We start from the raw sequence: 16,503 nt of genomic DNA, 5'->3' as shown, positions 1-16,503 counted from the left end.
TTAAGTTTTTTTATCACAGGCATAAAAAATATATATTGGTTCATCAAGAAAGTTTCTGATAAACTAGCAGATATCTTACATCTGAATGGAGACATTATGAAAAAATTTAGCCTATTACTAGCCATACTACCATTTTTGGTTGCCTGTGGAAATCAAGCTACACCTAAAGAGACTAGTTCTCAAAAGACAATCGTCGTTGCAACAGCTGGTGATGTGCCACCATTTGACTACGAAGACAAAGGAAATCTGACAGGCTTCGATATCGAAGTTCTAAAGGCAGTGGATGAAAAACTCAGCGACTACGAGATTCAATTCCAAAGAACTGCCTGGGAAAGTATCTTCCCAGGACTTGATTCTGGTCACTATCAGGCTGCAGCCAATAACTTGAGTTATACAAAAGAACGTGCTGAGAAATACCTCTACTCACTTCCGATTTCGAACAACCCCCTCGTTTTAGTCAGTAACAAGAAAAATCCTCTGACTTCACTTGACCAAATCGCTGGCAAAACAACTCAAGAGGATACCGGAACTTCAAACGCTCAATTCATCAATAACTGGAATCAAAAACACACTGACAATCCCGCTACTATCGATTTTTCTGGAGAGGATATCGGTAAACGAATCTTAGACCTCTCTAACGGTGAATTTGATTTCCTAGTTTTTGACAAGGTATCGGTTCAAAAGATTATCAAGGACCGTGGCTTAGACCTCTCAGTCGTTGATTTACCTTCTGCCGATAGCCCCAACAACTATATCGTTTTCTCAAACGACCAAAAAGAGTTTAAAGAGAAATTTGATAAAGCACTCAAAGAACTCTATCAAGACGGAACACTTGAAAAACTTAGCAATACTTATCTAGGTGGTTCTTACCTTCCAGATCAATCTCAATTACAATAATACTCTTCGAAAATCTCTTCAAACCACGTCAGCTTTATCTGCAACCTCAAAGCTGTGCTTTGAGCAACCTACGGCTAGCTTCCTAGTTTGCTCTCTGATTTTCATTGAGTATAAGATATACTAAAAGCGATTGGACCAGCCAATCGTTTTTAATTTGCATTGATTATCTTAGGGAACTCTTACAAAAAATCAAAAAAATTCTTCACATCTTCTACATACCCATACTTTTCTATTAAGCTTGCTAATAGTTCCAGATTGTGCCCCTGATAATTATCTTCACGACGTAGTTCTTCATACATTTCGATAAAGGGAAGACCCTGGGACTTGGCCAATTCTAACTCCACTTCATAAGCATAAGCGACTTTACGAAATTGGATATTTACCAATTCCCCATCTTCAATCTCTATCACGGCATACTGGGCACGGTGATTTTTTAACGCCTCCCAATTAAAATAGGGCATGCCAATCGACCCTGGATTGATGATTTGTTGCCCTTGACTGCCATAACGAAGCAACTGCTTGTGAACATGACCATAGACTGCCACGTCGGTTTCAGCATCTAGGAGTTGATCAAATTTCTCCGTATCATTATCAACCAGTAAGTCACTCCCATAGTTTTTGTCAGGTAAATTATGAGAGAGAGAAAAGCGCAGTCCGTCAACTTCTTTCTTTTCTAGCAAAGGCAAGCTTCGTAGCCAGACAATCGTTGCAGGATCCATTCGCTCCATCAAAAACTGGGTCAATCGCATGAGCTGGATTTCTTGTGGATGTTCCAAACCATATTCGCCATCCAAGGCCTCAAGGACACAATCATCCCAATTACCTCGAACACTTGCCGTTATAGGAAGTCCCTTCAGCAGAGCGACCAGATCATTTGTGCCTGGACCAGGAAGAAAAATATCTCCCAGAAGCCAGTATTCACTGACTCCTTGATTTTTAGCATCTGCAATCACTGCTTCTAGCGCCGTCGCATTGCCATGAATGTCTGATAAAATTGCGATTTTATGTTTCATAATGGTCTCCTTCTGTTTGGTAATTTACACTCTTTTCCGCTACTTGAGACAACTCCACTTCTTCCTGCGGATTCAACTTCCTCTGAACTGCTTCTGCGACCGCTCTTGGCACCCCAACTTCGACAATTTCATCCACACTGGCTTCCTTGATCTTAGTCAAAGACTTGAAATGCTTCATGAGATTCTGCTTGCGTTTAGGTCCCAGACCGTCAATCCCATCCAGTTGTGAAGAAAAGGAGTTTTTGGAGCGCAATTGGCGGTGGAAGGTGATGGCAAAGCGGTGGACCTCATCTTGGATGCGTTGGAGGAGGAAAAATTCTTGAGAATTGCGAGACAGCTCCACCATCTCAAGCGGATCTCCAAAGAGCAATTCATGGGTTTGGTGCTTATCATTCTTTTGCAGACCTGCAATTGGAATATCCAAACCCAGTTCTTCTTGGATGACCTGTTTGGCAATATTAACTTGACCTTGTCCCCCATCAATGACAATCAAATCTGGCGGAGTCAAAGACTCACGTTGAACTCGACCATAGCGTCTGCGGATAACCTCACGCATACTCGCATAGTCGTCCGGTCCAACCACAGTCTTGATTTTGTATTTACGATAATCTTTTTTACTTGGTTTGCCGTTGACAAAGACCACCATGGCTGAAACAGGACTGGTGCCCATGATATTGGAGTTATCGAAGGACTCGATACGAACTGGAGTCGGAATATGGAGCAAGCGTCCTAGATTTTCAATAGCCCCTTGGGTCTTTTCGACAGATTTCTCTAGCAAATTGAACTTCTGCTCCAGACTAACACGAGCATTTTTTATGGCTAGATTGACCAGTTGTTTTTTCTCTCCACGCTGGGGTTTGAGAATCTTGGTATCCACCAAAGCCTTGACAGCTTCTTCATCAATATCCTGCGGAATCAGCACCTCATTAGGAACCAGATGAGATTTTTCTTGATAAAATTGTCCTACATAGGTCAAGAAGTCCTCGTCCGGATCATTGTAGTAGGGAAAGAGATTGACATCACGTTCAATCAGCTTGCCTTGACGAACAAAGAAAACCTGAACACACATCCAGCCCTTGTCCACATAGTAACCAAAGACATCCCGATTTTGGAGATCCTTAGCCATGACCCGTTGCTTGGTTCGAAGCGTTCCAATGGCCTGAATCAAGTCACGGTATTCCGCAGCACGTTCAAACTCCATACTTTGAGCTGCCTTTGCCATCTTCCCCTTGAGGTCATCGATGATTTTGTCATCCTGCCCTTTTAGGAAATCAGAAACCTCCTGAGCCATGGACTGGAAATAAGCCTCATCCTTCTTACAGATGGTGTGGGCCATACATTGACCGATATGGTAGTAAAAACAGACCTTAGAAGGTTGATTGGTACACTTGCGAAAAGGGAAAATTCGATCCAAAAGTCTCTTGATTTCATTGGCTGCCCCCACATCTGGATAAGGGCCAAAGTAGAGACCTCCGTCCTTTTTGACCTGACGAGTGATAATCAAACGAGGATAGCGCTCATTGGTGATTTTGATGAAAGGATAGGACTTATCATCCTTGAGCATGATATTGTATTTAGGCTTATTTTCCTTGATCAGGTTGATTTCTAGAAGAAGTGCCTCAATATTAGACTCAGTAACAATAAATTCAAAATCCACAATTTCAGACACCAGAGCCTCTGTCTTGGTATCGTGACTTCCACGGAAATAGGATCTCACGCGATTGCGCAGATTTTTAGCCTTTCCTACATAGATAATGGTGCCGTTTTTATCCTTGTGAATGTAACAACCAGGGCTGGTCGGCAAGAGCTCTAGTTTTGATTTAATCAAGTTATTCATAGTTCCATTATAGCAAAAAAGTAGGGAAAGATAGTCCCCTACTCATTGGTCTCATATATTTTTCGAAGGTTTGCAACATCCTCTTCCTGAATACCATAAAAGGAACCTGCCGGTTGCATCACAGACTTCTCATCTGTATGATCCAAGCCAATCGCATGGCCTAACTCATGTTCTGCCGTATGGACAATGCGCTCATAGGAATAGCCATAGTCAGGATTGGACAGATAATAATGATTCAGACGCACCGTTACAGACAAGAATTGCCCCGTCAAGAGATTAGTCTGACTTTCCGCCTCTCCTGCCACAGGAGTGTTTCCGTCGTTCATCTCAGTAGCCAAGATATCCGCCTTGCTGGACTCAGTCACAAGTTCAAAGTTAAAAGCACCAGTTTGATTCCAATTCTGAATCGCTTCTATATAAGCCTCTTGGAAGCGTGAATCCATCTGGGGATCCAAGTAAATACGAGCAGAGGCTTGCGGCCACCTTCCTTCAGAATGCTGGTGGTTATCTGTCTGGTTTAACTTAGGCAGTTGCCCTGTTTTTTCCCATTGGTCAATGCTTTGTTGACCAATCTTTACCGACCGCTCTGCCTGCTTCAGCGCTCCTTGGAAATCCCCGTTCAGATACCAGAGAAATCCAAAAGCAAGAGTGCATAAAAACAAAACAATCCAAACCAAGCGCCAAAACAAACGCCAAACAAAAGAAAAGAAAACCCCTATCAAACGAAAAAGCCAGCGCATGTCTCTCCACCTTTCTAGCAAATAAAGACTATTTTACTAAAACAAGCTGAAAGAAAGCTAAATACTGGCTTGTTCATCTTAACGTCCTAATATTTTTTTGACTAACTGAATAGCTTTGTATTTTAAAGGAGATGGATGATAACGGAAAGTTCCTGCTTTACGTACAATATAGCCATTAAAATTTTGTTTAAAACGCAAAACGCCATCACTACCATCAAAAATCCCTTGAATCCCTAGGAAGTTGTATTTAGGTATTCCACGTTTTATACTTTCCAACATAATATATTTTTGAAGTAGCGCAGGGGCATAGAACTTATTAAATTCAGTGTAGGAACCACTAAAGAGATAAGTCGTTTCCTGAGGCATATAAACAAATAAACTCCCGGCTAAAACAATATCTTCTTCTCCATATTTTTCAATCAAGTCTCTCGCTTCTGCTTTTCGAACTTCAAAAGTTTCAAATTGACTAGAATATTCTCTCAGTTGATTTTGTTTTTTCTCAGAATGAGGATTTTTACTCAAATCAAGTCGCAACTTGTCCAAGATTTCTTCTAGTTTACTTTGTTCACCTTGCAATTTGCTCATATACTCCGAAAAATTTAAGCTTGCTATGAGAAACTCCGCTTGTTCTCCAAATGAATCATAAAAGTGCTCATAATATTCTAAACTTTTATCACTATATTCTCTACGTTCAGAGGTTTCTTTTGTTATATTCTTAAAAATCGATAGTTCTTCACGTTTTAACTTTTTCAATCGAATGCCAAACGTTTCAGCCTTTTTCACCAAGGGTTTACCCTTTTTACTAAAACTTTTAAGCAAATTCTTTTCAGTTAATTCAGTCAAATCTTTATAGTATAACCAATCTGGTTCTCCACCTGGATAACCTGTTGTTAATCCATCAAATTGATAACCTAAATTAGTCAAATCTTGAATAATACTTTTTTTCTCAGCATCTATTGGATTACCTTCACTATCAAAAGTTTGATAAGTTTCATAAGGTTTTACAAGCAACTCTAATACACCATTCTGCTTAGCATATGCTTTTAACTCCGCATAAAAAATAGGAAGGGCTTCTTTTTTCGTATAAATAGGCCCCGAATTGAGCTCCATATGCAGACCACCTAGCATGGGCAAGCTATAAACCAGAGCTGCAACTTGAATTTCTCCTTCTTGTTTCAAAGCAAGGTAAACAATTCGAGCCCCTCTTTTTTCTAATAAGTCCCCCATCTGGACAGATTGCATAAAGGAACGAGAAGAAACCTGATCAGAATAAGTACGAAACTCTTCTTTCGTGAGTGTAGTTAGTGCCATATACTTACTTTCTATGTTTTTTTCTTAATGTTTTACGGAAATCAAGAGCAAGTCTTAACAGAGGATAGAGAGGATGAGTGGGCATTGTAAATTCACCCAAATATTCTTCAATCGTTGGATTAAATTTTTCCTTAAAATGATAAAGTCCACCATTGAGAGAGTTTTCAACACCACCTAAATTTTGCCACACCATACCTCGCTCAAAGGCATAGCGAGCCGTTTCATACCAAGTTAAAATTGGTGCATTGTAACGTTTAAAATCATCATCCATACCAGCATATAGATTGACAGAGGTAGTACCAAATTCCAAACTCAAAGTAGCCGCTAAAGGAATGTTTGATTTTCCCATATTCATATATCCCTGCAAGAAATCTATTTCCTCTTCTAAACGTTCTTTTTCTTTTATATTTTCCTGAACTTTTGAAGGTTTGGTTGCATCATTAAATTTTTCTGCAACTACTCTATTTTTTTCTAATTGTTCTTCTAATTCTCTTAAACGCTTAGAAACATCCAAACTTGTTAGCGTGATATAGGAATCTTCTTTGAAGTTATCTAATAATTTCTTATAATAAACTTCGTTTCTTAAATGAATCTCTTTTCGCTTCTCAGTTTTTTTCATCAACTCCGAAAATGAATCTAATAGTTCCAGTCCACCATATTGAATCTCAAGTCCTTTGTTTCGTGCTGTTCGGATAGCTTGCCTCGTTGATTTAGAAAGTTTATCTTCTTCAAAATTTTCCTTATATATTTTCGCCTGAATACGAGGCTGAATGGTGTCATCCATCTCGATTGTCTGCCCAGACCATTCCACTCCTAATTGCCCTAAAATATCAACAATAGCAAGATTTTCAGGATATTCTGTTTTATCTTGATTGACCAAATGTTGAGATAGACAAATGCTTGGATCGAAAGTAACAAAAACCGCTCTCTTACTGCGAGCATAAGACTTAATAGACTGCAGGACAAACTTTAAAAGTTCTGTATCCCTGTAATCCAATATAGGTCCTCTTGGGATGTAAAACATTTTATACCCAAAAGGGAGGGACTTTATGAGAATACTAGCCACAGCCAGTAACTTCCCCTCTTCATAGACACCAAGTCTCTCATGATTCCACTCAGATTTCACTTTTTCCCAAGCACTGCTTTGTAATAGATTAACCATGGGATGTTCTTTTACAAAACCATCATACTCTGATAATGGTATCCCAAGCTGATAACGATACATATTTTTCTCTCTTTCAACTAGTATCTCTCTACTATTTTACTATTTTCGATTAAAAAGTCTAGCGAAAATAGACTTCCATCATTGTTTTTAAGCCAAGAATAACTATAAATAGTGGTTCATTTATAAAAACTTAGCTCAATCTCTCTTCTAATGTGAAATCGATTGGAAGAGTTGCTAAAAACCGTTCCAATTGTTTTTCCCAGTAGTACCATTCGTGAGTTCCAGCACTATGGCTATAGGTCACATCAAAGCCCAGTTTTTTGAGATTTTTCACTGCGAGATTATTGGCTTCGTACAAGAAATCTTGCTCGCCACACCAAGCCCAAAGCTTGGTCTGTTTATCTGATTTTTTAGCCAGACTTTCAAGAGAATAAGGGCTAGCTGTCCAATCTTTAATCTCCCCAAACACACCTCTCCAATAAGCTGGTGTTCCCAAATTTTGGCTTTCAGGAGAAAAATCTTGAAAGCTAAGAGCACCTGAAAAACTAGCTGCATGAGAAAAACGATTTGTTGCAAGAGCCAATTTGAAACAGCCATAACCTCCCATAGAAAGACCAGCAATAAAGGTCTTTTCACGCTTACTAGTCATATTAGGGAAGAAACGTTTCAAAACCTGTGGCAATTCCTCTGCTAGAGCTGTGTAGTAATCAAAACCATACTTAGTATCTGTGTACCAACCATTGCTGGTATTAGGCATGACAACGATGAGATTGGTTCCTCGAAGCAAGCGTTCTACGTTGGTTCGCTTGAGCCAACTGTTATGATTGCCAGACATCCCGTGTAAAAGATACAAAACAGGGATATCTTCGCAATCTGGTTCTTCCACTCGATTGGCATCGGGGTAAAGAACATTCACCCCCCACTCCATATCTAATACCTGTGAGTAATACTCGATTTTCATTACTGCCATGATTTTCTCCTTCTATTTTCCGATAAGAAAAAGCCGAAATTCGACTTTCCCTCTGTTTATTTCAATGATTATTTTGCTTCCATCACCACTGGTAAAACGGCTGGACGACGTTTAGTTTGATCAAAGAGGTACTTGGTCAGAGTATCACGAACCTTCCCTTTGAGATCTGCCCAGTCAAAGTCATCTCCTTGAAGATAGTCTTCTACCGTTTGGTTAATCAATTCTGAACTTTCACGGAGAATATCGCGGCTCTTCTTAAGATAAACAAATCCACGCGTGTGAACACGGGCCTTAGCCACAATTTTTTTCTCACGACGATTAACGGTAATTGCTACGATGAAAATACCATCCTCTGACAAGACCTTACGGTCACGAAGAACCACATTTCCAACATCACCGATGGCATTTCCGTCAATCAAGACATCCCCTGCCGAAACCGCTCCAGCTGGAACAAAGTCCCCATTCTCATAAGCCATGCTGGTTCCCTTTTTAGGGATGAAAATGCGTTCTGGCAACATACCAACTGCCATAGCAGCCTTAGCATGGGCATCCAACTCACGGTATTCCCCTTGAATTGGGAAGAGATACTTAGGTTGCAAGAGATTGATCATCAACTGCAAATCACGCGCATTTCCGTGACCTGACACGCGCAAGCTTTGAGTGATCAGTTTGACAACCCCGCCAGCTTGGTAAATCATATTTTCCACACGTGCCATGACTGCTTCTTTGGCGATAGACGGAGTCGTTACGATATAGACTAGGTCACCGTCCTTAATTTCCACATAACGGTGGCGACCAATCGACATCTTGCGAAGACCGTTGATAGGTTCACCCATACGACCTGTCTCAAGGATAATCAACTCATGATCTTCAAAGCGAGACATATCTTTTGGCTTAATCAAAAGACTTTCGTTAGCTAGGGATAATTTCTTGAGGCGAATAGCAGTGCGGACGATATTTTCAATATCAAACCCTGTCAAGACCACACGACGGCCTGTTGCATCCGCAGCGTCAAACACCTGCTGGATACGAGAGAGGTTGCTGGCTACTGCCGCAACGATGATACGTCCCTCCCAGTCCGCAATGGTTTGAGTGATTTCATCCCCAACTTCACTTTCACTAGCCACTTGAACATTGCTATCTGCATTGGCTGAATCACTGAGCAGAGCTAGAACTCCGTCACGACCGATTTCTGCCAAACGAGCGAAGTCTGTCGCATAAGATTCACTAGCTGTCTGGTCAAATTTGAAGTCCCCTGTGTAAACGATGCTGCCCTCAGCCGTCTTCAAGACCACACCCAGACTCTCTGGGATAGAGTGGGTCGTACGGAAGAAGGAAACCACAGTCCCTCCAAAATCAATCTCCGTATTCTCATCAATAACATGGAAATCATTGAATTTCTTAACCGCATCATTTCCTTTAACAAAGAGTTTGGCCAACTCAATGGTCAACTCAGACCCAAATACAGGTACCTTGGCTTCAGCCAAGAGATAAGGCAGTGCACCAATGGCATCCGCATGCCCGTGGGTCAAGAAGACACCTGCGATACGGTCGCTATTTTCAAAAAGGTAGTCCATATTTGGAATAACGACGTCCACCCCTAGTTGTTCATTTTCAGGGTATTTTAGACCTGCATCCAAAACGAAAATAGACCCGTCGATTTCAGCGATATACATATTTTTCCCGTTTTCACGTACACCACCAAGTGTTGTTAGACTGATATTACTCATTTTTCCTCCGAAAGCTTAGTTTATCTTGATTATAGGGTTGCTTGCCCTCTTATTCTAAAAGCACTATTACTTTTAGCCGAATCTTTTCCTACCATTATACCATTTTTTTGATGATTTTCAAAATGAAGATTTGTTTTCAAAAAAGAGCTGGTTGCCCAACTCTTTCCTAACTTCTACTCTTTTTCCATTAAAAAGTCATAAATTTCTTGCACGGTACCTAGTGCCATCATTTCTTGGTCTTTAACGGTTTGTTTGAGATTTTGGTAAATCTGACTTTCTCCTATCTCTCGCTTTGGTGCCTCTTTATTGACTGTCATCACACCATCTGTGATCGTCACAAAACCTAGTTCTTCAAATACTTGAATCATCTTGACCAGCAAGATTTGTTGGATATTAAGATAAGCTGCCAAATCTTTCAGCTTATAACGAATATCAAACTCTGGAAACTGATAAATGGTCTTGTACAATTTGGCAAACTGTTCTCTAGTCCCATAACCTGTCAGATAATAGGCCTTGTCAATATCATTTTTGAAATAGACAGCAGAGAAATTCTGTTCCTGAAAAATAGTTTTCAGCAGGGTAATATCCTCAGGAATAGTTTTCACGACAACAGCTTCACTAGTCGCTAAATCTGGCACTTCTCCAGCAAAATCCAAGACTGGAACCCCCTCTGGCAAGGTGGTATTCTTCCCACGAATATTAAAGAGTTGAACACCCTCCACACGCGCATCCACCATCATCAACTGAAGAGCGGTTTGGCCATTCCATTGGTTGACAGACAATTTGACTGCTAACTCTAGATTCTTGGTTTGAGCAAACTCCGTTGCCCATCTGCCTTGTCCAAATGCCACCACTTCAAAACTGGCTTCACCCTTAGAGATTTTCAGTTTGAGATGGGCATTGCCTGCTCCCATAGTACGAGCACTTTCAACCTGAAAATCCTTGATATAAAAGACAGGTTTCTGATTGTCCATTCCAAAGGGAGCTAAACGTTCAAAGTTCTTGACTGTTTCAAGACTCAAAGTCTCCAAATCCAGCTCTTCATCTAGGTTTAACTTATTCTTGCCAGCAGCATCTGCACCTTTTTCACGGACATAGTCTTCTAAAACCTGAGATAAATCTGAGAGTTTCTCAATTTCCAGCGTCATTCCTGCTGCGCCAGCATGACCACCAAATGCAATGAAGAGGTCACGATAAGGATCCAAGGCTTCAAAAATATCGACCGCTTCAACACTACGAGCGCTACCCTTGGCACGACCGTCCTCTATATTAAGAACGATGACTGTCTGCCCTAGTTCTTCCAACAAACGACCAGCCACGATACCCAGAACCCCAGGATTCCAGCCTTCCTTGGCCAAGACCTGGACCTTCTTCTCAGGCTCCACCATGGTCTTAGCTTCTTCATAGATAGACTGAACGATTTCTTTACGCTCTTCGTTTTTCTGATGAATCATAAGGGCAATCTCGTGTGCTTCCTCATCATCAAACCCAGTCAACAAATCAATAGCTGGATTGGGATCATCCAAGCGCCCCAAGGCATTTAAACGAGGAGCAATCTGGAAGCCAACCGTTTCTTCTGTTACTTCATTTGTAGCAATTCCAGCCATGTCTAGCATTTCTTGTAGACCAATGCGCTGAGTATGCCCCAACATTTCCAGACCATATTGCACCAAGATACGATTTTCATCCGTTAGACTTACCATATCAGCAATGGTTCCGATAGCAACCAAGTCAAGCAGTTCCACTTGGACTTCCTCTAAAAGGGCACAAGCTAACTTGAAAGCTACTCCGCAACCAGCCAAATATTTGAAAGGATAATCCGCATCTGGATGCTCAGGATGAACGATGGCATAGGCATCTGGCAAGGTTTCTGGCATGGAATGGTGGTCGGTCACAATGACATCCACTCCCATAGACTGGGCCAATTCAATAGCTTCGTGACCCGCAACCCCATTATCCACCGTCACAATCAAGGAAATCTCTTCTTGCTCGATAAAGTATTTATAAACACTAGCATTGGGACCATATCCATCAGTAAAACGATTAGGCAAGTAAACACGGCACTCGGCACCAAGTTGTTCTAAACTTTCCTTCACAATCGAAGCCGAAGTCATACCATCCGCATCGTAATCTCCATAGATGAGAATATTTTCCCCTTCTTCAATGGCCTGACGAATCCGTTCCACTGCCTTGTCCATATCATGGAGCAGATAAGGGTCGTGCAAGTCCTCCAAGGAGGGTTCTAAAAACTTCTTCAGACTTTCTTGGTCCTGAATCCCTCTCTCAAATAATAACCGAGCTACCTCAGGACCCAGTCCAGCCTTCTTGGCTATCTTTGTAAAATCCGCATCTTCTACCTGCGGGGCAAACTGCCATTCATAAGTAGGTGTTATCAAAAAGACATCCACTCTTTCTAAGAATTCTATTGCTTCATTATAACATGATTTAGGCTTTTTCTCTATCCAGATTGCTTTCTACAAAAATTTTACTAACTTTTTTCTGATATGATTTGACAAGAAAAATCTTTTGGTGTAGAATCATGTTATAAAATCTAACACAAAGGAGATTCCTTATGACTTTAGTAGAATTTGAACACGTCGAAAAATATTACGGAGATTACCATGCACTCCGTGACATCAATCTCCGTTTTGAAAAAGGGCAAGTCGTTGTCCTACTCGGACCATCTGGTTCTGGGAAGTCAACTCTTATCCGTACGATTAATGGTTTAGAGGCTGTTGATAAGGGAAGTCTTCTAGTAAATGGTCACCAGGTTGCTGGTGCCAGCCAGAAAGATTTGGTTCCTCTTCGCAAGGAAGTCGGCATGGTTTTCCAACATTTCAACCTCTACCCACACAAAACAGTGTTAGAAAACGTAACACTCGCACCCGTAAAAGTTCTAGGAATTGATAAAAAAGAAGCTGAAAAAACAGCCCAAAAATATTTGGAATTTGTAAATATGTGGGACAAGAAAGATTCTTATCCAGCCATGCTTTCTGGTGGACAAAAACAACGAATCGCCATTGCTCGTGGCCTCGCTATGCATCCTGAACTCCTCCTCTTTGATGAGCCAACATCTGCTCTTGACCCTGAAACTATCGGCGATGTTCTAGCAGTTATGCAAAAATTGGCCCACGATGGTATGAATATGATTGTCGTTACCCACGAAATGGGCTTTGCCCGTGAAGTTGCTGACCGTATCATCTTTATGGCTGACGGAGAAGTCTTGGTGGATACGACAGATGTTGATGACTTTTTCGACAATCCAAGCGAACCTCGTGCCCAACAATTCCTCAGCAAAATCATCAACCACGAAAGTGACAAAGTCAAATAAGGAGGTGCCTATGAAAAAGAAACTCTTTTTATCCGCATTATTGATTAGCCTTTTCGGCCTTGCTACTGCAAAACCAGTTCAAGCCGATACCAGTGTGGTAGACATTCAAAAAAGAGGCGAACTAGTTGTCGGTGTCAAACAAGACGTTCCCAATTTCGGTTACAAGGATCCCAAGACAGGGACCTATTCTGGTATCGAAACGGACTTAGCCAAGATGGTAGCTGATGAGCTTAAGGTCAAAGTTCGCTATGTGCCTGTTACTGCGCAAACCCGTGGCCCCCTTCTAGACAACGAACAGGTCGACATGGATATCGCGACCTTTACCATCACAGATGAACGCAAAAAACTCTATAACTTCACCAGCCCTTACTACACGGACGCTTCTGGCTTTTTGGTCAATAAGTCTGCCAAAATCAAAAGCATTGAGGACCTAAGCGGCAAAACCATCGGAGTCGCCCAAGGTTCCATCACCCAACGCCTGATTACTGAACTGGGTAAAAAGAAAGGTCTGAAGTTTAAATTCGTCGAACTTGGTTCCTACCCAGAATTGATTACTTCCCTTCATGCTCACCGTATTGATGCCTTTTCCGTTGACCGCTCGATTCTATCTGGCTATATCAGCAAACGCACAGAACTGCTAAATGATAGTTTCAAGCCATCTGACTACGGTATTGTTACCAAGAAATCAAATACCGAACTCAACGACTATCTTGATAACTTGGTCACTAAATGGAGCAAGGATGGTAGTTTACAAAAACTCTATGACCGATACAAGCTCAAACCATCTAGCCATACTGCAGATTAAGGAGGATACCCCATGACAGATTTATCATCTTGGACAGCCTATTTTCAGGATTTTGGACAATTTTTCAATGGTTTCCTCTTCACTCTTGCCCTAGCGATTGGATCCTTTATCCTAGCCATGGTTTTAGGCATCTTCTTTGGAGCCATGTCAACCAGCAAACGTCCGATATTGAGAATTTTGGCTCGCATCTTTGTTGAATTTTACCAAAACACTCCCCTCTTGGTGCAGTTTGTTATCGTTTTTTATGGCCTACCTCTTATCAGTGACCATATCATCATGATTCCGATTTATTGGACGGCTGTTCTCTGCGTGGGACTCTATCACGGAGCCTATATCGCCGAGGTTATTCGCTCAGGAATTCAGTCTATTCCTAGCGGTCAGATGGAGGCTGCCTTGTCGCAAGGTTTTACCTATATCAGTGCTATGCGCTTGATTATCTTGCCTCAAGCCTTCCGTATCATTCTCCCTCCTTTGACCAACCAAATCGTCAACCTCATCAAGAACACCTCAACAGTCGCTATCATCTCTGGAGTAGACTTGATGTTTGTGACCAAATCTTGGTCAGCTCTTAACGGAAACTACATTCCAGCATTTTTAGGCGCTGCCCTTCTCTACTTTTCTCTATGCTTCCCTGTTGCCCAGTTTGGTCGCAGGATGGAGCAAGCCAACAAAAAAGCCTATTCACTTTAGGAGGTTACTATGGAATCTATTTTAGAAGTTTTGACCCCAGATAACCTAATCTTTATCTTTAAAGGATTTGGCTTGACCCTCTACATTTCTCTGATTGCCATCATCCTCTCCACCCTCATTGGAACTGTGCTTGCTGTCATGAGAAATGGGAAAAATCCCGTTTTACGGATTATCTCCAGCATTTACATCGAGTTTGTACGTAACGTTCCCAATCTTCTCTGGATTTTCACTATCTTTTTGGTGTTCAAGATGAAATCCACACCAGCAGGTATCACTGCCTTCACCCTCTTTACCTCAGCAGCCCTGGCTGAGATTATCCGAGGTGGTCTCAACGCTGTGGACAAGGGGCAATACGAAGCGGGAATGTCGCAAGGATTTACCTCAACCCAAATCCTCTATCACATCATTCTTCCACAAGCTATTCGTAAAATGCTGCCAGCCATCATTTCTCAGTTTGTAACCGTGATTAAGGATACCAGTCTTCTCTACTCTGTTATCGCCCTACAAGAGCTCTTTGGAGCCAGCCAAATTCTCATGGGCCGTTATTTCGAACCAGAGCAAGTCTTCAGTCTTTATATCCTGATTGCCCTCATCTACTTCAGCTTTAACCTAGCAATTTCTAGTCTGTCACATATGCTAGCAAAACGTTGGCAACAAGCAGCAGAATAATAAATTAGCTCTCCAAGTACATGGAGAGTTTTTTTGATGAGAGTAGATACTTATAAAGCTCTATTTGACACCATACTTTTTCTATGATAAAATGTAACAAATTTATTTACAACAAATCAAATCTAAATGAAATGGAATTTTTTATGAAATCACTCAAAGGACTACTTTTTATCATAACTAGTTTTGTCTTGACTATTTTGACTTGGATGAACACTTCTCCCCAATTCATGATTCCAGGACTAGCTTTAACAAGCCTATCTCTAACTTTTATCCTAGCTACTCGTATCCCGATAATAGAAAGCTGGTTTCACGGTTTGGAGAAGGTCTACACCGTCCACAAATTCACTGCCTTTCTCTCCATCATCCTACTAATCTTTCATAACTTTAGTATGGGCGGTTTGTGGGGCTCTCGATTAGCTACTCAGTTTGGAAATCTTACAATCTATATTTTTGTCAGCATCATCCTTGTCGCCTATTTAGGCAAATACATCCAATACGAAGCTTGGCGATGGATTCACCGTCTAGTTTACCTAGCTTATATTTTCGGACTCTTTCACGTATACATGATCATGGGCAATCGTCTCCTTACATTTAATCTCCTAAGTTTTCTTGTTGGTAGCTATGCCCTTTTAGGCTTACTAGCTGGTTTTTATATCATTTTTCTATATCAAAAGATTGGCTTCCCCTATCTAGGGAAAATCACCAATCTCAAACGCTTGAATCACGATACTATAGAAATTCAAATCCATCTTAGCAGACCTTTCAACTATCAATCAGGCCAATTTGCCTTTCTAAAGATTTTCCAAGAAGGCTTTGAAAGTGCTCCACATCCTTTTTCTATCTCAGGAGGTCACGGCCAAACTCTTTACCTTACTGTCAAAAATTCAGGCGACCATACCAAGAATATCTATGACAATCTTCACGTCGGCAGCAAAGTAAGCGTAGATAGAGCTTACGGATACATGATCATAGAAGAAGGACGAGAAAATCAGGTTTGGATTGCTGGAGGCATTGGGATTACCCCCTTCATCTCTTACATCCGTGAACATCCTATTTTAAATAAACAGGTTCACTTCTACTATAGCTTCCGTGGAGAGGAAAATGCAGTCTATCTGGATTTGCTCCGTGACTATGCTCAGAAAAATCCTAATTTTGAACTCCATCTAGTAGACAGTAGGAAAGGCGGCTATCTTAATTTTGATCAAGAAGAAGTACCCGAACATGCAACCGTCTATATGTGCGGCCCTCTTTCTATGATGAAGTCACTTGCCAAACAGATTAAGAAACAAAATCCAAAAGCAGAGCTTATTTACGAAGGATTCAAGTTCAAATAATCAATCACATT

At 41.2% G+C, this 16,503-nt stretch carries 14 protein-coding genes; 6 read left to right on the top strand and 8 right to left on the bottom strand.

The genetic code is table 11. From position 1 onward, the window contains the following. Positions 1-96: 96 nt before the first annotated feature. On the top strand, positions 97-897 hold the full coding sequence (locus HT717_RS06415) for an amino acid ABC transporter substrate-binding protein (RefSeq protein WP_153226043.1): 801 nt from the start codon (positions 97-99) through the stop codon (positions 895-897). Between the two features lie 179 nt (positions 898-1,076). On the opposite strand, the gene HT717_RS06410 is transcribed toward HT717_RS06415, so the two are convergent. The 8 genes from HT717_RS06410 to recJ all read right to left on the bottom strand — a co-directional run bounded on the left by HT717_RS06410 (position 1,077) and on the right by recJ (position 12,059). Beyond that, positions 1,077-1,910 (bottom strand): metallophosphoesterase family protein, encoded by an 834-nt coding sequence (locus HT717_RS06410; RefSeq protein WP_061088304.1) that lies wholly within the window; start codon positions 1,908-1,910, stop codon positions 1,077-1,079. Continuing rightward, a complete protein-coding gene (uvrC, locus tag HT717_RS06405) occupies positions 1,900-3,747 on the bottom strand; it encodes an excinuclease ABC subunit UvrC (protein ID WP_153226044.1) in 1,848 nt (615 codons plus the stop codon). Before uvrC ends, HT717_RS06410 begins: the two co-directional genes overlap by 11 nt. A 38-nt stretch (positions 3,748-3,785) precedes the next feature. Continuing rightward, on the bottom strand, positions 3,786-4,487 hold the full coding sequence (locus HT717_RS06400; RefSeq protein ID WP_153226045.1) for a M57 family metalloprotease: 702 nt from the start codon (positions 4,485-4,487) through the stop codon (positions 3,786-3,788). Between the two features lie 78 nt (positions 4,488-4,565). Further along, positions 4,566-5,798: a peptidoglycan bridge formation alanyltransferase MurN gene (murN, locus tag HT717_RS06395; RefSeq protein WP_101781479.1), complete on the bottom strand. Its 1,233-nt coding sequence runs from the start codon at positions 5,796-5,798 to the stop codon at positions 4,566-4,568. Between the two features lie 4 nt (positions 5,799-5,802). After that, positions 5,803-7,023 carry an aminoacyltransferase gene (locus HT717_RS06390; protein WP_023936589.1) on the bottom strand — a complete coding sequence of 407 codons (1,221 nt, stop codon included), beginning with the start codon at positions 7,021-7,023 and terminating at the stop codon, positions 5,803-5,805. A gap of 130 nt (positions 7,024-7,153) precedes the next feature. After that, positions 7,154-7,933, bottom strand: a complete 780-nt coding sequence (locus HT717_RS06385; protein WP_049550749.1) for an alpha/beta hydrolase family protein — start codon at positions 7,931-7,933, stop codon at positions 7,154-7,156. A gap of 68 nt (positions 7,934-8,001) precedes the next feature. Next, positions 8,002-9,663, bottom strand: a complete 1,662-nt coding sequence (locus HT717_RS06380; protein ID WP_049550748.1) for a ribonuclease J — start codon at positions 9,661-9,663, stop codon at positions 8,002-8,004. Between the two features lie 173 nt (positions 9,664-9,836). Beyond that, on the bottom strand, positions 9,837-12,059 hold the full coding sequence (recJ, locus tag HT717_RS06375; protein WP_153226046.1) for a single-stranded-DNA-specific exonuclease RecJ: 2,223 nt from the start codon (positions 12,057-12,059) through the stop codon (positions 9,837-9,839). 176 nt (positions 12,060-12,235) lie between these two features. Between recJ and HT717_RS06370 the strand changes: the two genes are divergently transcribed. From HT717_RS06370 to HT717_RS06350, 5 genes are all read left to right on the top strand, one after another. Next, positions 12,236-12,994 (top strand): amino acid ABC transporter ATP-binding protein, encoded by a 759-nt coding sequence (locus HT717_RS06370; protein ID WP_061088311.1) that lies wholly within the window; start codon positions 12,236-12,238, stop codon positions 12,992-12,994. Between the two features lie 10 nt (positions 12,995-13,004). Continuing rightward, the gene (locus tag HT717_RS06365) at positions 13,005-13,799 is read left to right on the top strand and encodes a transporter substrate-binding domain-containing protein (RefSeq protein WP_081097366.1); all 795 of its coding nucleotides are present in this window, start codon (positions 13,005-13,007) and stop codon (positions 13,797-13,799) included. Positions 13,800-13,811: 12 nt separating this feature from the next. Next, on the top strand, positions 13,812-14,489 hold the full coding sequence (locus HT717_RS06360) for an amino acid ABC transporter permease (RefSeq protein WP_061088312.1): 678 nt from the start codon (positions 13,812-13,814) through the stop codon (positions 14,487-14,489). 9 nt (positions 14,490-14,498) lie between these two features. After that, positions 14,499-15,158 (top strand): amino acid ABC transporter permease, encoded by a 660-nt coding sequence (locus HT717_RS06355; protein ID WP_061088313.1) that lies wholly within the window; start codon positions 14,499-14,501, stop codon positions 15,156-15,158. Between the two features lie 143 nt (positions 15,159-15,301). Then, positions 15,302-16,492 carry a ferric reductase-like transmembrane domain-containing protein gene (locus tag HT717_RS06350; RefSeq protein ID WP_061088314.1) on the top strand — a complete coding sequence of 397 codons (1,191 nt, stop codon included), beginning with the start codon at positions 15,302-15,304 and terminating at the stop codon, positions 16,490-16,492. Positions 16,493-16,503 lie beyond the last annotated feature (11 nt).

Origin of the sequence: Streptococcus sp. 959, assembly GCF_013277075.1 — a bacterium.
GTDB classification, from domain to species: domain Bacteria; phylum Bacillota; class Bacilli; order Lactobacillales; family Streptococcaceae; genus Streptococcus; species Streptococcus pseudopneumoniae_C.
This window is presented reverse-complemented; position numbering and strand designations above follow the sequence as displayed.